Origin of the sequence: Bowmanella yangjiangensis, from assembly GCF_018531185.1 — a bacterium.
In the GTDB taxonomy this organism is placed as follows: Bacteria; Pseudomonadota; Gammaproteobacteria; order Enterobacterales; family Alteromonadaceae; genus Bowmanella; species Bowmanella yangjiangensis.
In genome coordinates this window covers 215985-238095 of sequence record NZ_JAHDJU010000002.1, presented here as the reverse complement: position 1 = coordinate 238095, position 22111 = coordinate 215985, and the positions used below count along the sequence as shown (strand labels likewise).

The 22111-nt window shown below is 53.4% G+C and carries 13 protein-coding genes and 1 tRNA gene; 4 read left to right on the top strand and 10 right to left on the bottom strand.

The window, feature by feature from the left end:
• Positions 1 to 38 precede the first annotated feature (38 nt).
• Positions 39 to 437 carry a c-type cytochrome gene (locus KJY73_RS10570; RefSeq protein WP_332874188.1) on the bottom strand — a complete coding sequence of 133 codons (399 nt, stop codon included), beginning with the start codon at positions 435 to 437 and terminating at the stop codon, positions 39 to 41.
• Between the two features lie 242 nt (positions 438 to 679).
• On the opposite strand from KJY73_RS10570, the gene KJY73_RS10565 reads away from it, so the two are divergent.
• Both KJY73_RS10565 and KJY73_RS10560 read left to right on the top strand, forming a co-directional pair.
• Positions 680 to 754, top strand: a tRNA-Arg gene (locus tag KJY73_RS10565).
• A 161-nt stretch (positions 755 to 915) separates the two neighbouring features.
• Entirely contained in the window at positions 916 to 1176 is a 261-nt protein-coding gene (locus KJY73_RS10560) for a DUF4242 domain-containing protein (protein ID WP_214343696.1), read from the top strand.
• A gap of 3 nt (positions 1177 to 1179) precedes the next feature.
• On the opposite strand, the gene KJY73_RS10555 is transcribed toward KJY73_RS10560, so the two are convergent.
• Positions 1180 to 2325 (bottom strand): acyl-CoA dehydrogenase family protein, encoded by a 1146-nt coding sequence (locus KJY73_RS10555; RefSeq protein WP_214343694.1) that lies wholly within the window; start codon positions 2323 to 2325, stop codon positions 1180 to 1182.
• A 100-nt stretch (positions 2326 to 2425) separates the two neighbouring features.
• Positions 2426 to 5650, bottom strand: a complete 3225-nt coding sequence (locus tag KJY73_RS10550) for a helix-turn-helix transcriptional regulator (RefSeq protein WP_214343692.1) — start codon at positions 5648 to 5650, stop codon at positions 2426 to 2428.
• 223 nt (positions 5651 to 5873) lie between these two features.
• Here KJY73_RS10550 and KJY73_RS10545 point away from each other — a divergent pair, with 223 nt between their 5' ends.
• Positions 5874 to 6131 (top strand): tautomerase family protein, encoded by a 258-nt coding sequence (locus KJY73_RS10545; protein WP_214343690.1) that lies wholly within the window; start codon positions 5874 to 5876, stop codon positions 6129 to 6131.
• A 261-nt stretch (positions 6132 to 6392) separates the two neighbouring features.
• On the opposite strand, the gene KJY73_RS10540 is transcribed toward KJY73_RS10545, so the two are convergent.
• The 6 genes from KJY73_RS10540 to KJY73_RS10515 form a co-directional block, all read right to left on the bottom strand.
• Complete coding sequence (locus KJY73_RS10540) at positions 6393 to 11672, bottom strand: two-partner secretion domain-containing protein (RefSeq protein ID WP_214343688.1); 5280 nt, start codon at positions 11670 to 11672, stop codon at positions 6393 to 6395.
• A 45-nt stretch (positions 11673 to 11717) separates the two neighbouring features.
• Positions 11718 to 13391, bottom strand: a complete 1674-nt coding sequence (locus KJY73_RS10535) for a ShlB/FhaC/HecB family hemolysin secretion/activation protein (protein ID WP_214343687.1) — start codon at positions 13389 to 13391, stop codon at positions 11718 to 11720.
• Between the two features lie 117 nt (positions 13392 to 13508).
• Positions 13509 to 14480, bottom strand: coding sequence for a helix-turn-helix transcriptional regulator (locus tag KJY73_RS10530; protein WP_214343685.1), 972 nt, complete (start codon positions 14478 to 14480; stop codon positions 13509 to 13511).
• A 147-nt stretch (positions 14481 to 14627) separates the two neighbouring features.
• A complete protein-coding gene (locus KJY73_RS10525) occupies positions 14628 to 15248 on the bottom strand; it encodes a class GN sortase (protein WP_214343683.1) in 621 nt (206 codons plus the stop codon).
• Positions 15236 to 17191, bottom strand: coding sequence for a marine proteobacterial sortase target protein (locus KJY73_RS10520; protein WP_214343681.1), 1956 nt, complete (start codon positions 17189 to 17191; stop codon positions 15236 to 15238). The genes KJY73_RS10525 and KJY73_RS10520 overlap by 13 nt, the downstream gene beginning before the upstream one ends.
• A 135-nt stretch (positions 17192 to 17326) precedes the next feature.
• Positions 17327 to 18583: a murein transglycosylase domain-containing protein gene (locus KJY73_RS10515; protein WP_214343679.1), complete on the bottom strand. Its 1257-nt coding sequence runs from the start codon at positions 18581 to 18583 to the stop codon at positions 17327 to 17329.
• Between the two features lie 296 nt (positions 18584 to 18879).
• Between KJY73_RS10515 and rarD the strand changes: the two genes are divergently transcribed.
• Positions 18880 to 19797: an EamA family transporter RarD gene (gene rarD / locus KJY73_RS10510; protein WP_214343676.1), complete on the top strand. Its 918-nt coding sequence runs from the start codon at positions 18880 to 18882 to the stop codon at positions 19795 to 19797.
• 20 nt (positions 19798 to 19817) lie between these two features.
• On the opposite strand, the gene uvrD is transcribed toward rarD, so the two are convergent.
• On the bottom strand, positions 19818 to 21989 hold the full coding sequence (uvrD, locus tag KJY73_RS10505) for a DNA helicase II (RefSeq protein WP_214344600.1): 2172 nt from the start codon (positions 21987 to 21989) through the stop codon (positions 19818 to 19820).
• Positions 21990 to 22111 lie beyond the last annotated feature (122 nt).

Below are 22111 nucleotides of genomic sequence, written 5' to 3'. Positions count from 1 at the left end.
GTCTTAACTTGCGGCACAGAAGCCGTCGATACGCCGTTTTACAGGCCTTCGATCATATGTTCAATAGCTGCCTTGATCTCATCGTCGGAACAATTTCCACAGGTACCACGAGGAGGCATGGCGTTAAAGCCTTCAATGGCATGCTTTAACATCGTATCCATACCGTTGGCAATTCGATCGCCCCAGGCAGCAGCATCGCCAGACTTGGGTGCACCCATAACGCCCGTACCATGGCACGCAAAACAGGATGTTTTAAATACGTCCGCACCAGAACGAGGACCGGAAGCCGCTGCGGTTTGTGCCTGCGCACCCGCTACGTGAATTTGTCCAAGAGGCTTGATGCGATCCTTGATAGCATCACGAGACATGTCATCAGCCTGGCCGGCAAATACGCCCAGCAGACCCACACTCAATACCAGCAAAGCTTTATATTTCACAACCTACTCCCGCACCAATCTGATCTTTAGAATTCGTTTGTCACGACTTTGGGCACAGATTATAACGGTTAATCGGTGCCCGACAACCATTTATCCACTATTAGTGGGGTCTTTGCGGTCATTTATTTGGCAACCTGCTCGGCAAAAGCCCCCCATCCTTTGGGAGTCAGGCAAACAGCTCAGCAGGATTGATTTCAAGCCACTATTAGGGCATAGTACGCGGCCTCCAGACATCCCGTCTTGCTCTCGTGGTGAAATGGATATCACGTGGCCCTCCGGAGGCCAAGTTATAGGTTCGATCCCTATCGAGAGCGCCATTTTCATACCAGATTCTACGTAATTTCAGTCCAGGCATTGAGTGCAACAGGCCTTGCCGGTTTTGGCACTTCACATCGGATTAGCAGAACATTGGCATAAACCACAATAGCCGCCATACTGCCAAATGCACATCACGACTATTTACCCAGAGTAACCGATCATGCCGATGTTTTTAGTTGAACGCGCCTTTGCTGACGAGTTGGAGCTGAACAAAGAAGCCTTTCAGGAAATAAACCGGATCAATAATGAGTCCGACGTTAAGTGGTTGTATTCCTTTTTAAGCGCGGATAAGAAAAAGACCTACTGTATGTATGAAGCGCCCAATGCTGAATGCATCAGGGTCGCAGCGCGACGGGCCAACATCCCCGCCGATGCCATTATTGAAGTAGGTGAAACCCTGCGCCCGGAAATGTTTATCTGATCCTCAGCCCTTAGGCACCAAACCTAGCATCACGCTGCCGGTAAAATGCTGTTGACGCTTCTCCGGCAAGGGATGGAACTGTGCCCCGTGCATATCCCTGAGCAATTTTTCCAATCCGATACTGCGGAAAAAGCTGCTGCCTCCCAAGGTTTCCATGGCTTTTTCCACGCAACGTAGCGCAGCCTCTGCAGCAATAGTTTTGCGCTGCAAGATGTCGCTGGCCAGGTTATCGCTGGGTAAGAAATCAAATTCATTGACCAGTCGAATCATATCCGTCACCGCCAGTTGACAAGCAGTCAGTGAAGTTTGCATTTCGCCCAGTAAATAGGGCAGGTGTGGGTCGTGTTTTTTGTATTTAACTCTGTCAACCACCAGTGTGGCTGCCGCTTCTGCTATGCCCAGATAAACCGACATAATCAGTGGCGCCGCCATCGCGCAAACCACGTTATAAAACGGATGCCATAGTCCCTGTGGGCGCTGCATGACCACCTTTTCAACAGGTACAAATACGTCGTTCAACTGAATATCGTTAGAGGCCGTACTGCGCATCCCCATCGTCTGCCAGGTATCCATGATGACAATACCCGGATCGCTAAAAGGCACAGGAAAATGAATAACCGAGGGACCTTTTTCTGGATCATCAAAACAGGCGCTGGTGACCAGAACATCCCCAACCGGGCAACCACTGGCAAACACTTTTAGGGCATTAACCCGAAATCCCCCCGCGACTTTTTCGGCCCGGCCGGAAGAATGCAACCAATCGGACGCCCCAGTGCTAACCAACACCAGTTGCTCTGCCGAAATCCGCTGCAATAGTCCTTGTACTGCATGACCTTGCTTCAGTTTCCAAAGGTTGGTTGCGACTAAATGTGAATGCATCGACAAGGCCAGCGCCGTCGAGCTACATCCTTTGGCCAAAGTACGCAATACAGTACACATCTCGGTGTAGCTGGCCTGGCCGCCGCCCAGACTGGCCGGGATCATGGCCGACATAAAGCCATCCCGTTTTAATGCCGCATAATTTTCTGCCACAAACTTGTCTTGCTGATCATTTTCCATCGCCGTGAGGGCAAAAGTCTCAGCGAGCTGCTGGGCTTTGTCACACCAGTCTTGGGTTTGGTGAGTAGACATAGATGGTACGCTCTGCATGTTAGCCTTTCCTCGAAAGTGTAGAACAGTAGCCAGTCTAGACAGCAACACCTCACCTCGAATCGTCAGGTCTGACTATTTTTCATGCAGATTTATCCCACTAATCTTCAAGCAAGCCTTTTTGATTGGCCCAAGCCACCGCTTCGGTTCGATTGGTGGTACGACTTTTATCCAGAATATTGCGCATATGGGCCGCGACCGTGTGTTCGCTGATAAACAGACTTTGGCTGATTTCACGATTGTTTTTACCGGCAGCCACCTGCCTGAGCACGTCGATCTCGCGTTTACTAAGCGCCTCCTCGGACATTGTCTGCGTCACTTTCTGCGGGTGTTGCTCCAGTAACGACAAGGCCATCGCCTTAGCCCGCTCCATACCCGCAACCACAGCCTGGTCATAGACCTCTTTGACGCTACCCAATACCTTTCGTTGCATAGTCGGGTCGGCGGATTTAAGTAACAACGTCGCCAGAGCCAGTTGACCGTGTATTGCCCAGGTTAAGAATCCTTGCTTGCCGTTTAATACCTGCGCGTTTTGCAAATGCGCGATGGCCTTTGTTTCTTCCCCCATAGCCGCACTTAACAACCCGAGGTAATAATCCGCGGCACCAAGACAGCCGATATTGATGCCCACCGCTATATTGGTACCGGCAAGTGGAGACAGATAGGAATAAAGTGTGCTGGCGTGTTGTTTAGCCTGCAGGACAAAGCACACCTCACTAAGGTAAACCAGGCTGGTTGCCCACATGCCATCCTTAGGGATCACCTGACTAAAGCCCGCCATGATATGGTCGAGTAATGGCCTGGCTTTATCTGTCTGCCCCAGTTCACAGTAAATCAGGGCGAGTCCTGGCTGCCAGCGATTGTTGTCTTGGGTCATACGCACAAAATGCTCAACCAATGGCGCCAGCTGTCTTAGTTGTCCTAACTCACGTTTGAGGGTAAATACCTGGACCCCGTAGACACCTTCCACGTCCTGACCCGGTAGCCAGCGCGCTAAGCCCACAGCCTGCTCTGCCAACTGATGGCTTTTGGAAAACTGACCGCGACAGCAGGCTAACCCCGCCTGAAACAACGTTTGAAAGTATTGGAAGAACGGCTGCCGATTACGCAGCAAAAGTGATGATTGTGCTTTAAGTAAGTTCTCAAGCTCAGGTATCTGACCGGCGCGTAACAAATAGTGGCTCAACCAGGACTGCACATCCATGGTTAGCCCAACCTGACCTGTCTGACGTGCCATCTCATAAGCTTGCTGACCTTGCTCGACCCAATACGCCACCTCATTCGCACTGTTGCTGTGCAGTTGTGAAGCAATCAGCCCGCAAAGCAAAATGCGGGTCTGCAGCTCCAGACTATCGTCGCGGTTTATGGCCGTGCGCAGTTTTTGATGCAGCCTTACAGATTCCTCTCCCTGACCACACATCATCAAGGCTCTGACCAAGGCGCACTTAATCCTCAAACGCAGTTCACGCTGGTCGTCGGGCAATTCACTTAGCACCCGGTACAATACCGCGACCGCCTTGTCGCCAGGTAAGCCAGGACGCCACAAAGCCTCTTCCAGGCCAATAGCGGCATTGACCATCACCTGTTCTTGGGCAAAACGAATGGCAGACGCCACGCAGTCGGCAAAGGTTGATACCGCCTGCAAACTTTCCCCAGCTCGGAGCTGAGCCAGGCCCAATCCCAGGGTAATGTCTGGTAGTTGTGGTTGGGTGGCGGTTTGTAACCCTTGTTTATACAGACGAATAGACACTTCATACGCCATTAAACGATCCGCTTCCCGTGCGGCTTGCAACGAATAGGCTGTGGCCTTCTCTGCACCGCCCAGGGGGGCGGCCAGGTGGTAGTGGTAGGCGATACGCTCCAACTCGCCGCCTAGGGCTTCTAAGGCGTCGGCCAAGTTGTAATGCAGATGCAAGCGAACCGTACCCGGCAAACTGTCGTAAAAGGTTTCGCGAATCAGCACATGGGTAAACTGGTAGTGCCCTGGGCTGTCCAGGCTTTGTAGCTGACCTCCAGCCAAAGCCGGTTCAATCATGGCAAGAATGTCAGTGGGTGTTTGTCCGGTAAAAGCCACCAGCAGTGGCAAACTGAAGTCACGCCCAATCACAGCTGCTCTTCTTAGCAACTCCCGGGTCTCCGTTGGCATAGCAACAATGCGCCTGCTGATCATGGCTTTCAGGTTGTTTGGCAGCTCCTGCTGTGCACCGCCCTGGCGAATATGGGCGAGCAATTCCGACAAGTACAGCGGGTGCCCTTCGCTGCGACGGATTAGGGCCTCAACCAGCCCTTCCAGCGGCTGCTTCAGGTTGTCACTGATAATGGCCCGGCATGCCTCAGGCTCCAGTACATCCAGTCGCAAAGACAATGCATGGGGCTGTCTGGAAAATTCATCTATAGTCTGCAAGAAGCGGTGTGTGTCGGTGAGATCCGTATCACGATAGGCCCCCGCCAAACAGATGGGTGCATGGCTAATCTGGTCAGCGAGAAATTCCAGCAGCTCAAGGGAAGGGGAGTCCGCCCGATGTAAATCGTCGAACATCAATAACAAAGGCTGGTGCGTAGCGCAGGCGGTTAACACCTGGCTAATGGCACTAAACAGTCTGAATCGGGAAGATTGCAATGATAGCCCGGCCGCATCGCTGCCATTCCCTGGTAGTCCCAGTAATTCTGGCGCACAAGCCAGCACATCAGCAAAACTGACCTGGGTATTAAAGCGGTTATACAGTTCGCGCAATAACTGCCGCCATGGCCAAAAGGCGGGTAACCCTGCGTCTTCTCGGCAGCGTCCCCACGCCACGCACCACGCTTGTTGCCGGGCATGAGCGCTGATGGCATCCATAAAACGGGATTTACCTATACCGGCCGCACCACGAACCAGCAAGTGCCCGGGGCCTGACTGCTGGCAGCGGGCCAATAGCGTGTGAATTTCACTTAGCTGCCGCTCCCGTCCGAGTAATTTAACCGGACTGTTTTGTACTGGCAGCACCGATGGCTGTATGGGCGTATCCACCACACCACCCTGCTGCACCTCGCCGATAAAACGAAAGCCAACCCCTCGCACTGTGCGAATCAAGGTTTGGGTTTCCCCCTTGTCACCAATGGCCTGACGCACCGCCTTGATACAACTGCTAAGTGATGATTCGGTGACCACCCGGTCACGCCAGATATGGGCCATGATGTCGTCTTTGCCCAGCACTTTATCGCGCTGTTCAAGCAAATAAACCAGCAGTCGGAAGACTTGCGGTTCAACCGCCTGCAATTGGCCGTCATGGCGCAATTCCACACGTTCAGTGTCCAGCTCACAAAGTCCGAATCGATAGATCAACCTGAACGCTCCTCTTTCTTGGTTTGCGACTACCGGCGATTTGCCTTGAGTTGATTGGACTATAAGGATAGCTGGCAAAAATGTGTACAGTTTTCAAACAACCTTCAAGGAATCTTCAGGCAACCTTCAAGCAGTGCGTTGTCGGCAAGGCTAACCTTTGCACCATGTCGAACGCGGTCTGTTCAGGCATTTTAATTTAATGACATTTTTTGGAGATAACACCATGCCTTTAATTGACGTACACGTAATCAAAAACGTATTCAACCAGACACAGAAGCAACGCATCATCAAAGACATCACCGATGCCATGGTCGCCATCGAAGGCGAAGCGCTGCGCGGGGTAACCTGGGTTCGCATCCGTGAAACCAACGAAGGAGACTGGGCCATTGGCGGTCAGGCACTCACTGCTGGGGCCGTGCACAGCCTGCGCGACCAGGGTAGTGCGGCCAATAGCGATGACCAGACTCACCAGGTAGCCTAAAGCCCCTCTCCGCCTGGCTCAACTGAGCCGGGCAGCCTTCGTCCACCGGAGATTGTCATGCGTTTAAAATATCGCACTTACCGCCTGATTGTATGCGGCACACTGTTATCCAGCAGCGTTCTAATGTTCTGGATAGGAAGTCTGTTTGAATCAAACAACGATACCGCACAGCCCCAGTATGCCACGAATGTGCAACGGCTTCGGATTTGTTAGACGAGGCTGGCAGTATAGTCTGCCAGCGCCTCGCATGATGCTTAGTCATCAATCATTTGGGGATGCCGTTGCTAATGCCATGTCATCCTCAGACGAAGCCTCTGCCGCTAAACGCAACGGCTGGTCCGTCACATGCAGGGTTAGCACGTCGGCGGGAGGCAATGTCACTTGCCTGGGCTTAGGTGGCTGACTAACCAGCGCGCCCAGATAGTCAGCGGTGATAGCAATGCCATCAATATTGGCTGTTACCTGGCCTGGCAACACCAACCTGTAATTGGCCGCGTCCGCCCCTACCAGTTGGCCATTCACCAACACCACTTTATCCTTACCTACCATGGTATCTGTGAAATTACCGCTCACCCTAAGTGTCAAATCATCACCCGCCAGCACGCCGTCCAGCCCGCCATAAGTGTTCGCCAATACCGTGCCGTCATACAGCTTGTCATCGGCGGTCACCCAGCCCTGAATCTCCCGCTGCTCAATTGTCCCCGCGGCATCGGCCAGAGTGAGTCGATAGTTGGCGCCGCCGTTGCCATCCTCAATGTGATAGCCATCCTGTACCGCCAGCCTTTGTTCACCCGCCGAATCACCGGCAAATAACTGCGACAACCCGCTAATGCTGTCTCCTTGCATTAAGCCGGAAACCTCCACCACGCCTTGTGAGTCGGTGTTGCCGTCGTAGATTTTGGTATCCGACGTCGCGGACAGGAGCAGACTGGCCTGCTCTATGGATAACAGCCCGTCGATAAAGGCCAGGTCATAGTTATCCGCACTGCCGCTTAAACTATGGGTATAGGTTCCAGCATTGCGACCACTGCCGCCGCTGCTGCCGATATCCAGCACCGAGGCATCCTCACCGGCCACCAGGCCGCTCACGCTAAAACCATCAATACTTTGCATCTGGCCGTTATAGGTAACGCTGCCGCTATTGGCGGTGACCGTAGCCTGGGCTTTATTGATGGTTAAGCTGCCGTCGATAAAGGTCAGGTCGTAGTTGGCACTGCTGCCGCCACTTAGGCTATGAGTATAAGTGCCGGCATTTAGCCCGCTGCCGCCGCTGCTGCTGATAGTGCCGAGCACCGAGGCATCCTCACCGGCCACCAGGCCGCTCACGCTAAAACCATCAATACTTTGCAGTTGGCCGTTATAGGTAACGCTGCCGCTATTGGCGGTCACCGTAGCCTGGGTTTTATTGATGGTTAAGCTGCCGTCAATAAAGGTCAGGTCGTAGTTGGTACTGCTGCCGCCGCTTAGGCTATGAGTATAAGTGCCGGCATTCAGCCCGCTGCCGCCGCTGCTGCTGATAGTGCCAAGCACCGAGGCATCTTCACCGCCCACCAGGCCGCTCACGCTAAAGCCATCAATACTTTGTATCTGGCCGTTATAGGTAACGCTGCCGCTATTGGCGGTGACCGTGGCCTGGGCTTTGTTGATGGTCAGCGTACCGTTATGAGTGATCAGATCATAACCTTGCTGAGTGGAGTACATACCCTGCAAGCCCAATTGATAGGTGCCTGCATTAGTACCACCACCAGCCACTTCACCCAACACCAGGTTGGCATCGTAGGGGCCGCTGGCAGTCCAGCCCCCAGCGCCGGTCTGATACTGGCCGTTATAAGTCACTGTGGTATTGCCCGCCGTCAGGGTTAGCGGGGTTAGAAAATTACGTAATAGCGGCGTGCTATGCCCTTCATAAATACGCCAGATACTGCCGCTGCCGCCCTCAGCATCGATATTGGCACCCCAATCAGCAAAGGTGCTGAGCTGGGTAAGTTCTGCCCAGGTTTTAGGCGTACCATCAATTCCTGTCGACGTAAGCGGGTTACCGGCGCTATCTGTAGATGCATAGAAGCTATTAGATACGAAGCCAAAGTCATAGAAGCCTATCAGATTAGTCTGATTGCCATTTACAATGACCGTTGTATAGCTATGGCTGATACTTCCACCATTTAATTGGCCTACAAGCCCTCCGGACATCCCCCCCGAGACAGTGCCCGATGCATAGCTATGGTGAATATCCCCTTCAATTATCCCAACCAGCCCTCCACCTATAGAAGAGGTGACATCAATATTGGCATAGCTTTGCACCAACTCGCCACCAAGCAAGCCGACAATGCCACCGCCCATGTTACCGGCCGTAACTTTGCCCGTTACATAGACAGTACTGATATTTCCATAGGTCCGCCCCGCAATCCCGCCAACAAGTGAGGCTCCCGCAATATCCACATTAGTCAGGCCAATATTACGGATGGTGCTGCCATTGCTGTTATAGCTGAACAGGCCAACGTTATTAGTGCTGCCACGGTTGATGGTCAGGCCATCAATCGCATAACCCATGCCATCCAGGCTACCGGTAAAGCGGTTGGCAGAGCTACCAATGGGCATAAAACCCGCGCCGCTATGCCAGCCGGCGGTGGCACTGGCATCTATGGCATTACCCAGCAGGTAATAGCCCGACAGGTCGTTTTGAATGGCTTGCAGTTGATCCAGGGTTTGGATCACCGCATACAAGGTGGGGCGGTTAGTGGCGCTGATCGTGCCGATTGGCAGGTCATTTTTATTAAATACCTGGTTGCCCTGAAGGCCGAGCAGGTAGGGGGTGCTCTGGTTATCGGCGTTACCCCAGATACCGCTAAAATCAAAACCCGCGAGGTTACTGGCATTAAACATCTGTTCGGTGGTCAGCCCGGTGGTGCCCGCAGTGCTGCCATTGCCCACACCAACAGACTGACCGCTGGTTTCGCTATTCCAGTAGCTGTCGGTAATAACAGAAGCATGCTGCCCAACCAAACCACCTAAATCTGTGCCAAAACTACTAACCTGTCCACTGGCATAGCTTTGCGTGATACTGGCCCAACTGGATCCCACTAACCCCCCGACATCATTGCCGCCATGCACGTTGCCCGTGGCATAGCTTTGTGAAATGTTGCCTGCGCTGCTGCCAGCCAGCCCCCCGGCGCGGTTACCACCGCTCACATTACCCGAAGCAAAACTCTGGCTGATATTGACATTACTATAACCAACCAAACCGCCGCCATCATCCAACCCTGGATTATTCACGTTACCGGTCGCGTAGCTTTGGCTAATCAACCCACTATGCGCCGCTCCCACCAAGCCACCTGTACGTGAACCCCCCTCAACATGTCCCGTGGCATAGCTTAAGGTAATGGCGCCGCGACTTTTCCCCGCCAGGCCGCCAGTATCGCTCGCCCCTCTAACATTACCCGAGGCGTGGCTATTGCTGATATCTCCCGTTATGCTACCTGCCAGTCCCCCCACGTTGTTCGCTCCGCTAGTCATAACATCACCTGTGGCATAACTGCTGACAATATTTCCCGTTATGCCGCCTACCAGCCCGCCTACATCAGAATAGTCGCCACTAACGCTAGCAGTGGAGAAGCTGTGGTTAATCTGGCCCGTCATAGTGCCAACCAGACCACCGGTCACATTATATGAGTCCAGGGTACCGGCCATCGAACTATGGCTAATCTGGCCGGCAAAGATGCCTGCCAGCCCGCCACCATAACCACTGGTAACAACCACATCCCCCTGCACTGAGCTATTGGTAATCCTGGCATTATTGACAGCTTGCCCGACCAAAGAGCCAACATTCACCTTCCCTTTAACAAAGCTATTGGTCATATGCAGATTGCTGATTGCACTACCAGATATCGCCCCAAATAAGCCAACGTAGTTAGTGCTGCCACGGTTGATGGTCAGGCCATCAATCGCATAACCCATGCCATCCAGGCTACCGGTAAACTTGGTCGTCCAACTACCAATGGGCATAAAACCCGCGCCGCCAGCCCAGTTCACCGTACTGCTGGCATCAATAGCGTTAGCCAGGGCAAAGTGCTGACCAAGCAGTGATTGAGAGGCCATCCCCTGCACACCAAAAATATCCGTCAGTAAATACGGCGTTGCCTGACTACCGTCACCACCTAAGGCACGTAAAAAGCTGGCACTACTGGTATTTAGGTAAAAAACATCCGCTTCAAAGCCCGGTAAGCTGGCCGCCACTTGGCTAAAGGCACCGTTTAACAAGGCGAAGTTGCCCACATTAATGGCACCTGCGGCGCTGATTTGATTCTGCGCATCCAGGCGCAGCCCGCCATTGCTGGCACTGATGGCCTGATTAATATGAATATTGTTATGCGCCCGCAGCTCCAGGTCCGTCGCTGCCGTCCAATTGAGCGCCGCATTGACATATATATCCCCGGCCTCAGCACCCGTTGCGACGGTTTGCAGCGTTACATTGGTGCTGCCCAGGTTGCTCATCAGGGTATCGGCACCAATGCCGCTGTCGGTCTGGGTGGCGCCGCCTGGAGTAATATAAAAATCGGTAGGGTCAATCAGCCATTCACCGGTGCTGCCATTGGCCGCCACGGTCGTCACCCGTGTGCCCTCGGCAATTTGCACATAGGCACCGGAGGTATCAATAAAGCCACCATCTCCTTGCGCCGGTGCAGAGGCATCAAGGGTACCGGCCACCTTGACCGTACCACCGTTAAACCCGCCTTTCAGCACTATCTTGCCACTGTGGTTTTCCAGGCTGTGGGCTTCTATCACGCCGGTGTTATTCACCACGGTTTGCAGCAGTGCCTGGCTGGCATGGGCGGTCATCAGTACCTGCCCGCCGTGGGCACGGATTAACTGGTGGTTTTCAACCAGGGCATCCACTGTGCTTTCATCGACACTGACGCTCAGCAAGCCATCACCAGCAAAGTCCAGGGTAATCTGCTCACCGGCCGCCAATGCCACATTGCCCTGATTGGCCTGAATCAGCCCTTCATTGCTGACATAGCCGCCCAATAGCGCTACCGTGCCGTTGTCGGCCTGAAGACTGCCGCGATTGATGAGCGCCGCCGGGCGCTCTCCCTCAGCCCCAAAGCGATATTGGCCGCCAAGAAAATCAGCATCGCTAAGGCTTAAGGTGGAGGCTACCAAAGCGCCTACATTCACCGACGCGCCCTCGCCAAACAGTATGCCGTTGGGGTTAACCAAAAAGACCTGGCCGTTGGCCGTGAGCTGGCCGTAAATATGCGATGGGTCGTGGCCAATCACCCGATTTAAGGCCACCGCCTGGCTTCCCGGCTGAATAAAGTTCACGCTGTGGTCCTGGCCAATGGAAAACTGCTGCCAGTGGGTAATCAACTTGTCGCTTTGCTGATGTATGGTCAGGGTATTGCCCTGGTAGTGCAGGGCGCCATCACCGGCCACCACTTGCCCGCCGCTGGGTAAGTCAGAGGCCTGCACGCAGGTTACCGTTAGCGCGGCGGCCACTGCCATCGCCGAACGGGAAAGCAAGAATCTGGGATGGTTGTTCATCAGGTACCTCTGTTATCTATGCAAGCTAAACACACGGCCAGGCAATTAAAAACGCCGCTGAACTAAGCCCCAGACATACATATCCTGGGGATCGTCATCACTAACCGGCATTTCATCACCCAGCGCCCGGGCCAGGTTTATGGATACCTGCCAGTCTGCGCTGGGTTGCCAATAAGCCCCCACACCCGCGGCTTTGAGGCTGCGCTGATTACCCAGCCCAGGAACAGGGTCTTTGTTGTAGCGGATGCCACCGGCATCCACAAAGGCCGCCAGTTGCCAATCAGGATTAAGGCGGTAACGCAGCTCTGCGCTGGCCAGCCAGCCCTCATCACCAGCTGCCTCGCCCTGGGGAAAGGCGCGTACGCCGTAGGCACCGCCCAGGCTGAGCTTTTCACTGGCATCGAGATTCTTGTCGGCAAGTTGGCCGCGTAGATTCAGTTGCAGACTTAAACGCCGGCTAAGGGCTTGTTGGCGCAGCAGCACCAACGCAACTTTGTTGTAGCTACCGGCGGTGTTTAGCAGATCGGCGGCCTGGGCATAGGGGCTTAATAACGTCAGTTGACCATGGCTGAGACTCAACCGGTAACTGTTGGCACTGTCACCCCACCAGCTGTCGCGCCAATAGCCACTGAGTATGTCGAAAACCAGGCTGTTCAGACGCTTTTCGCTAACCAGACCCATCTGCTCATCGGTCAGCTCGCGGTAGCGCCATTCCAACCTGCTGCTCAGACCCCAACTGCGTTGCTGCCACCAACTGTGGCTGACAAAGGCGCTGGCACTGGTGGCCCGGCCTTGACTGTCCAAGGCTTTGAAGGCTTTGCCAAGACGGTACTGCAACCAGGAAAACTGGGCGCCGACACGGGTATTCCAGGGCCCTACCGGCAGTTCATAGCCACTGCTGACAAATAGCTGACCTTCATCGCTGACCAGCGCCTGAAATTGTATGGCATCGGCACCGCCGAACGGGTTAGCCATCAACAGGCCGAGATTTAGTCGGTGTGCGCCGTTGTAGGTATTGCCATAGTTGTCCAGGGACATATTGCCTTGCAGCCAGGGGGCTTCTTGCACAAACAAATCCAGATAGCTGGTACCCAGCTCATCACCGGCCGACAACCTTGAACCCACCTGGGTACCGGGCAGGGCATCGATATTCATTAGCGCGTTCTCTAACGGCCCAACGCGGATGCCGTCCCCCTCTTCCAGGCCGCGCATGGCACGGCGGATAACCTGCTCATCCGCGCTGCTGTCATTATGTAAGCGCACTTTGTCAAAACGCCCTTCCAATACCTGGATCAGCAGGGTTTCGTCGCTGATCTCCTGCGCTGGCAACAAGGCCCTGGCCAACAGCCAGCCTTGTTCGCGGTAAAACAAACTGATGCGTTCAGCCGCCGCATATAGCTGCGTCAGGGTAAGAGGCTGGCCGAGCAGATCCTGCAACTGTGCAGATAGCTGTTCCTGACTGAATGCCGAATTGCCGGTAAATTTAAAGGCCTTGAGAGTAACGCTCAGCTGGCCGCCGTCCTGCACCGGCGTATTGGCCAGTGTAATACTCGACAAAGCCTGAGGCGGTTCGGGCGGGGCTTGTAAACGTGGAGGTTGTAGATCACGCAGGGCACTGCCAGCGCTATTGGCCTGGTTGGCAACAGCCTGACCTTGTACTGCCATACAAGCTAACAACAGCATTGCCCGACGATTTAAAACTACAAGCCGCTTGGACATATTTCTCACCCGATTGTGCTATACACCTTTTCTCGGGCGGAACGTTATCAGGCTAGATGATTGACGGCCTCCACTGAGCGCCACACCACAAACACAAAATCAGCGGCAACTGGGTCTTCAAGAAGTGCATTCCACTACCGCCAGCTCACGCACTTGGGTTGGCGTAAGCGCAAAATGCCGTTTAAAGGCGCGGTAAAACCAGGATAAATTGTTAAAGCCGGCATCGTAGGCAATATCCGCCACCGAGCGGTTCAGGTGAACAGGGTTACGTAGCCGGTCAAACACCCGCTGTAGTCTCAGCCCCAGCAGGTAGTCGGTAAAGCTACCGCCTTCCCGTTCAAACATAGCGCGTACATAACCCGGAGAAATACCATGCCGTTTGGCCACCCAACTTAGCGACAGATCACCTCGCCAGGCATGGGCCATTAAATCTGCTTTCACAGCCTTCATACGCGCTTCGCGCAAACCGCGCTGACGGGCCAACATTTCCCTGTCTCTGTTGGTACCCACCGCAAGGGTCGCCAAATCCAGCAGGCGGTTGGCATCTTCCATTATGCTGTTATCGGAATGTTCGTCACCCTGAGTCAAGGCCACCGCGCATTGCACCAAGTGGTTAAAAGGTTCCTGCGACAGTAGCGGCGAGCGACTGGTGCGTTCTAATTCAGCTACCAGCGGCCCGAGCAAAGCGCGGGAAAAGCTGATATTCAGCATATAAGTTCTGGCACCGTCGAATTTGATTTCGCCAGGCCTGTCATTAAAGCCAAAGCAACCTGAACCGGGGGCGCACTGCACTTCGCCCAAACCTTCCATGGTAGTCGTCCAAGTATTCTTACCAGCGGGGTTTAGCAAAAGCGAAAAGTCATCATTGCCATCCTGCAGTTGCCTGGATTGTCTGCGTACCACCAACGGTGAACATTCAACCAAGGCAATTGAGATGCCCGGCAGCAAACGAATTCGGGTTTCAATATGTGGTAATTGGCCACGGGGAATGGTGGCTTCAATATTGGCGATAGCAGCGTAGATATCCTGCGAGACCTCCAGGCGCTCGGCTGGCGGATAATCTTGGGTTGAAAACTTGATAAAGGCCATCGTTTACTCCAACTGCCGGATGCAACCAAGTTCTTTTTAAGACCTATCGCGGATTTAACAACTAATGGCCATGATCACCCACCCAATGAGTGGATTCAAGACAACTTTTACATAAAAGTTCGAAAAAATAACAGCTTAGCAAATAAGCTAAAAGATCCGTGATGGCCCTGACAACTGTGCAACGTATAGCGCCAGCACCGGTTGCGCTTCCACCAGCCAGCGCCACGGTGTATCCGCCGCCAGAGAGTTAAAGGGGTAACAGGTAGACAGATACAACCCTGGTCTAGCCAGAAAGCCGATATCTTTCTCATCGATCACTTGTATATTGGCTATCTGGAAGTGTTGCCAGCGGCCATCCTGGGTTTGCATGGCAAAACGCTCCCCCACTTGTACATGCTGCAGGAAGGAAAAGTGTGTGTCGTTATGCCCAGCAATCAAGACACTTTGCTCATGGCTGTTATTCAGCGCACCAGACGCCAGCAAATGGCCAGGACCAAAGGCCAGATTGCGCCCGGAAGCCCCAGCCAGCACCGTTAGCTTTTGCTGATGGATGGGAAAATCCAGCTGCGCCACCACATAAGTATCTGCATAGAACCAGGGCCGCACTTGACTCTGTGGTTCGGCCAGCGCCTGTTGCCAGGCGTCTTCGATTAAATGATTAGCCAGCCGCGCCTTGGCCTGCACATAGCCACCTGAGGCCATCAGTGCCAGGCCCAATGCCAACAAGGCATAGCAAAACAGCGCGCGGCCACTGCTTAGCGGATCCATCGCAAACCTCCAAGCCCACATACCAGCAATATCAGTCCAAGCAACATATACAAGTGGCTGGCACTGCCGGTTTGCGGCAGGCTCAACGGACCACTGTCTGGTAATGCATTGGCTACTTGTGCATTTTGCTCGGCAGGCGTGACGCCAGGGGTATCATCCACCGCCACAAAGGCCGTAAAGGGGCTAAGCAGCTGAAAAGCCAACGCCAGTTCCTGCACTTGTTGTTTAACCTGTTCCTGAGGGTGGTAAAGCAACAGGGATTTGATCTGCTGGCGCGCCCACAATCTGGCAATACTGTCGCCCTGGTTATGTTCAGTGGATGCCAAATTAACCAGCAGTGGCCCCAGCGGTGTTTGGCCTTGTACACTGACTGAAGCATTCTCAGCAGGCAGCTTAGTAGCAACCATCAGAGGCTGGCCAAAATACAGGTCGGGCAAAGGATTTGGCCAAAACGCCAGGGCCTGCCCGGCACTGCTGAGTGACAGGTTAGTAATGGCCGGATGCTGCAGTGCTTTGAACAGGTGCTGCATCTTGTCCTGCACTTCATGGCTGCTGCCAATAAAAGTATAAGCACCTCGCCCAACGTCTGCGGCGCGTGTCATAAACAGACCATTGGGGGCGCTACCTATGCCCACCGTAAATAAGCGGCTGTCACCCAATTGCGCCTGAATCTTGGCAAATAAATCCGCTTCATTGCTGACACTACCGTCGGTTAAGAACACCACTTGGCGCACACTGCCCACATGCTGTCGACCATCCAGCACCGCATCCAACGCCTGAGCGATTTCGGTACCGCCATCGGCCTCCAGGCTGTGCACAAAACCACGGGCCAAGGCCAGATTAGCGGGATTCACCGCCAGGCTCTGTAAGCTAAGAAATTCAAGTTGGTTGTCAAAACCGATAATGTTAAAGCTATCCTGCTTATCCAACAGGGTCAGGCCGTACAGCAGCGCCTGTTTAGCCTGGTCCATCGACTTGCCATGCATAGAGCCGGAGGTATCAATGACAAACACCGTCTCGCGCGGCAAACTGGCGGTGGCGGTAAAGCTGTCAGCCGGTGGTACCAGCATGACCAGACCATAGTGTTCCCCTTGGCTGGTTTGCTGCGTGATCAACGCGGCCTGGGCCTGAGCGCCTAGCCTGGGACGAAAGCTCAGCACAATATCCTGATTCAGCTTGGTATCCTGCAAGGCCAGTTGATAGTGACCCAGGGCAGGGTTATCCAGCCTGAACTCATGTTCGCCGCCCCTGACCTCGGCCAGTTCCAGACCAATCTGTAAATCCAGAGTCAGATTAAGACGGCTCTCTTGTGCGGGTTGCTGTGCGATCCTTAGGCTATACAGCGGTGCCAGCCAACCAGCCGGTTGGCGCTCGGCGGTATCATTTTCTTGCTCACCGATTTGCATCACCATGGGGTGATAGCGGGGCGTGATGGTGGTGGGAAAACGAATGGAAAACACCCCATCGGCATAGTTCAGGGTTTCCTGATAACTCAGCTCCACGGATACCAACTGACCAGGTTCAATATTGGCGACATCGGTGACGAACATATTGGCCCGTTGCTGGCGCACCAGCGCGGCCTTTTTACCTTCGGCTCTGGCCTCCTGGTAGGTGCGCTCAGCCTCGGCTTTTTTGTCGATAACACCGCGAATACGCCGCTCTCCCAGCTTGAGTGTCATAGCATAAACCGCGCTTTCATCCGGTAACGGAAATACATAACGGCCATTCACCGCGAACGGGTTGTCGTTACGAAAGTGCTGCACCACCTTGACCTGATTGATCAAGCCCACCGCCTGCATGCTGACCTCAGTGTTCAACATCAACCCTGGCGCCACAGACACCCCTTGTTGATTGAAAAGCTCCAGCCTGGCTGTTTGTGCCCATGCCGTTGACGCTCCCAAGCAGGCCACCAGCACCATTATGCTGCGCAGTAAAACCCCCATTTGCCTTCTCCATCCTGTTTGCCATTAACTGAGTACTCAGATTTCAGCAAAGGCTTATGGCAAAAATGGCGGGCAATAGGGGCAATCCGCTGAACAATAGTGGCGAAAATATGGCAAGGCGCAGTTTCACTGAGCCTACTTGCCGGGTGCAATAAACTGCTTACGGTAATCAACCACCTTTCCTAAGTAATGACGTGTTTCTTCGTATGGGAGCTCGCGCCGCAACGTCTCATAAACCTGGGTGGGCGTCTGACTATTAATTTGCTGCAAAGCGGCTTGGCGCTTTCCACCAAAGGCTTTGAATACGTTTCCTGCCCCGGTGTTATAGGCAGAAATGACACAATACTCGCGCGATACCTGGTTTTGCACCTGCGCCAGATGTTGGTAGGTGAGGATATGTAAGTAAGCCGCCCCGAGTTCAATGTTATTGCCTGCGTTAAACAGGAAGTCCTTGCTCGGCTGGCTGTCTTGGCCATGCACCAGTTTATAGGCATCTCTACCGCCGCTTGAAGGCACTAACTGCATCAACCCATAAGCCGGTACCGCACTAACTGCAAAAGGATTGAAATTGCTTTCAGCCCGGATCATGGCATAAATCAGATTGGCGCTGATTTGGTACTTCTCAGCATAACGCGCCACCAGCGGGCTGTATTTTCTAGCCTGCTCGTGACTGAAATTATTGATCAACGAAAACTGCACATAAGTGGCTTGCCTGACAGCGCCGTCATCCAGCCTAAGCTCTCTCTGCTGACGCTTGTTGTGCAGTAAATAATTGGCAAACTGTTCCGCAGAATCAGCATTATCAACCGTCTTCCCCTGAGCATCTAAAACCAATCCTGCCAGGTAGGGCGAGTGTGCACTCGATAGCGTTACGGTTTTATCGCTAAATAAGTCCACAGCGCGAGGGTCATCTGGGGTAAGTAGCGTAGTAACAATGGCATTTAACAAACTCTTATCCGCTTCCGTTTGATCCAGCGTTTCCACCAGGATTTCACCCTTGTCAAAATCCACTATGGCGCGACTAAGATAGTTTTGGGTGTACTTGACGTATTGCTTCTGGGTAGCCACACGCAACTCGGCCTTGCCCCATTGCTGGCCGACGTTGCTGCGGAACAGTGCCAGTAACTGCTTGAAGTCAGCTTTCACCTGATCCATGTCACGTAAGATGGCTTCCGGATCATCTTTGTAACGCTCAGCCCGTTGCCCCAGATTATCCTGCAAGGCTTTACCAGGAGAATCACTGGCGGCGATGTCCGTGACGGTTCTGACCGTACTGCTTTTTACTGCAGACATAACCTTGCTGACTTCCTTCACCGAACCTTCGAATGTTGACTGACAACTGACCAGCATCAGGAACAAAGGCCCAAGCAAACATATTTTGACAAACTTCATCTCGGCAACTCTTCTATCTGTGGGCTAATTCCCCGTTTGGCACAAAATGGCAATGTCTTTATCTGAATTACTGCACCTCCAGACACTGCCAATTTTCAAGGCCGCCAGTGTTTCAATTTTGCCCGGCAAAAAGTAGTAGTCGCCTGACCGCTTAATAAAAAATTAAGTAATTCATAACCTTCCGTGTAGCTAGAAGCGAGGTTGAACTGAAATATGCACCCGTAAGACGCAGGGGATTTGCCACTGATGGCGGAATCACGGAAAATAGCCTGTCACCCTCCCAGCCAAGATATCCGATGACCGACCGTTCTGCGCAAACCGGTGTGCTGCTAGCTATTGCGGCTTACACCATGTGGGGCATAGCCCCTATGTACTTCAAGCTGCTGCTTGACGTACCGGCTCCCGATATTCTGTTGCACCGCATTGTCTGGTCGATGCTGATCCTGCTGGTGTTGGTCTTGGCGTTGGGGCAATTACCCAAAGTACGTCAAGCAATAGGTAACCCCAAGGTGATGAAAGTTTTGCTTATCTCGGGCCTGTTGCTGGGCGGTAACTGGCTGCTGTTTATCTGGGCTATCAATAATGACCATCTGCTGGATGCCAGCCTGGGGTATTACATTAACCCCTTGCTAAATGTGGCATTGGGGCGGATTTTTCTTGGTGAGCGACTGCGCAAACTGCAAAAGTATGCGGTAGCCCTGGCATTATCCGGCGTGGTGATTCTGGTGGTGTCTTTCGGCCAGGTACCCTGGATTGCCCTGGCACTGGCGGGCAGCTTTGGTATTTATGGGTTGCTACGTAAGCAGGTAGCGGTAGACTCGCTGCCCGGCCTGATGCTGGAAACCCTGCTGATGATGCCCTTTGCTATCGCTTATTGGATTTGGCTGGCCAGCCCGGCCAGTAATATGTTCGCCAATAGCTGGGATATGAACAGCATACTGATCTGTGCAGGTATCGTCACCACCGCGCCGCTGCTGTGTTTTACCGCCGCAGCCAGACGTATCATGTACTCCACTTTGGGCTTTTTTCAGTACATTGGGCCAAGCATTATGTTTGTGCTGGCGGTGTTTTTGTACAACGAGCCACTGCATCAGGAAAGGCTGATGACCTTTGCGCTGGTCTGGGCCGGCCTGGCATTATTCAGCTTTGATTCTTACCGGCATTTTCGCAACAACCGCAAAGCCATGAAGCAAAAACTGGTGAGCCAGGAATAAGGCTTTTCCAACACGCCGGCTTAAGCCGGCGTGAGTCTGGCGTAAGCTAATACCAGCCATTTGCTGCCCACATCGCTGAAATTCACTTGCACCCTGGCATGTTCGCCCGAACCTTCGTAATTCAGCACCGTGCCTTCGCCAAATTTAGGATGCAACACCCGCTGCCCCAATTGAAAACCTGTGCTTTCAAAGGCCATATGTGAGGTGGCCGGGGTAAAGCGGTTTTGCACCGGCCGGGATACCTGGGTGGCACGCAGGCGAATCTCTTCGATGCAGTCAGATGGGATCTCGCGAATAAAACGCGATGGGGTATGGTATTTGTCCTGACCGTAGAGGCGGCGGCTTTCCGCGTAAGTGATATACAGCTTCTGCATGGCGCGGGTCATTCCCACATAGCAAAGCCGACGCTCTTCCTCTAAACGCCCCGGTTCTTCGTTGCTCATCTGGCTGGGGAACATGCCTTCTTCCACCCCGGCAATCACCACCAGTGGAAATTCCAGGCCTTTGGCACTGTGCATGGTCATCATCTGCACCGCATCCTGATGGCTGTCGGCTTGGGTTTCCCCGGCTTCCAACGAGGCATGGGCCAAAAAGGCCGACAACGGCGTCATACTTTCGGCTTCATCCGGGGCGACAAACTGCTTACAAGCCGTCACCAATTCTTCCAGGTTCTCAATTCGAGCCTGGGCCTTTTCGCCTTTTTCGGCCTGGTACATGGCGTACAGACCCGAGGCTTTAATGGCTACGTCGGCCTGCTGTTCCAGGGCCAGACCGGGCAACTCTTCCTGTAGCTTAAGCACCAGATCCACAAAGCCCTGCAAAGCATTGGCGGCACGGCCGGACAAACGTTTTTCCCGCAGCATCAGTAAGGCCGCTTGCCACATGGACTGCTCGGTGGCCCTGGCCACTTCACGTACCTGTTCCAAAGTTCGCTCACCTATACCGCGGGCTGGGGTATTCACCACCCGCTCAAACGCTGCATCATCCAGCGGCTGGTTGGCCATACGCAAATAGCCCAGCGCATCTTTGATTTCCTGGCGCTCGAAGAAGCGCAAACCGCCATAAATGCGATAAGCCAGGCCTTCATGCAGCATGCCTTCTTCCAGCACACGCGACTGGGCGTTGTTGCGATAAAGTACCGCGCAGTCACTTAAGGCGCCGCCTTTCTCCTGCCAGCTACGAATTTGCGACACAATAAAACGGGCTTCATCCAATTCATTAAAACCGGCATACAGTGAAATGGGCTCCCCTTCGCTGCCTTCGGTCCAGAGTTCTTTACCCAGACGTCCGCTATTGTTTTCTATCACTGTGTTGGCAGCTTTGAGGATCTTGCCGGTAGAACGGTAGTTCTGCTCAAGTCGAATGGTGGTGGCACCGTCAAAGTCGCGCAGAAAATGCTGGATGTTATCCACGTTGGCGCCGCGCCAGCCGTAGATAGACTGGTCATCATCACCCACAATCATCATGTTGTTGGTAGGGCAAGCCAGCAGGCGCAACCAGGCGTATTGGATGTTGTTGGTATCCTGAAACTCGTCCACCAGAATGGCGCGAAAACGCTGCTGATAATGTTGCAAAATACGCGGATGATTCACCCACAGCTCATGCGCACGCAGCAGCAGTTCGGCGAAATCAATTAAACCGGCCCGGTCACAAGTGTCTTGATAAACCTGATAAATCTCACGCATCTTGGTTTGCGACGGGTCGCCATGAGTTTCAATGTGCTGAGGACGCAAACCTTCGTCTTTATTGCCGTTGATATACCACTGAATGGATTTAGGCGACCAATGCTTCTCATCCAGATTCATGCTTTTCAACACCCGGCGGATCAAACGATGCTGATCATCAGAATCCAGGATCTGAAAGTTTTCAGGTAAACCGGCTTCCTGATAATGAGTGCGCAATAATCTGTGCGCCAAGCCATGGAAAGTGCCAATCCACATGCCCTGCAAAGAGGAACGCATCAGGCTTTCTACCCGCGAACGCATTTCTCTGGCGGCTTTATTGGTAAAGGTCACGGCCAGAATGCCAAAGGGCGAAATCCCCTCTACATCCATCAACCAGGCCATACGATGCACCAGTACCCGGGTTTTACCGCTGCCTGCACCGGCCAACACCAGCATGTCACTAGGCGGCGCGGCTACCGCTTGACGTTGTTTGTCGTTCAGGGAGTCGAGTAAGGCTGATACATCCATCGTTTTAACGCGCAAATCTGAGATGGCGCCAGTATACCAGCCATACTGTATTTTTATACATTCATCTTGCTTGGTATTTAGTAACAAAATAAACACAATTAATGTTCTTTTTTTGAACATCC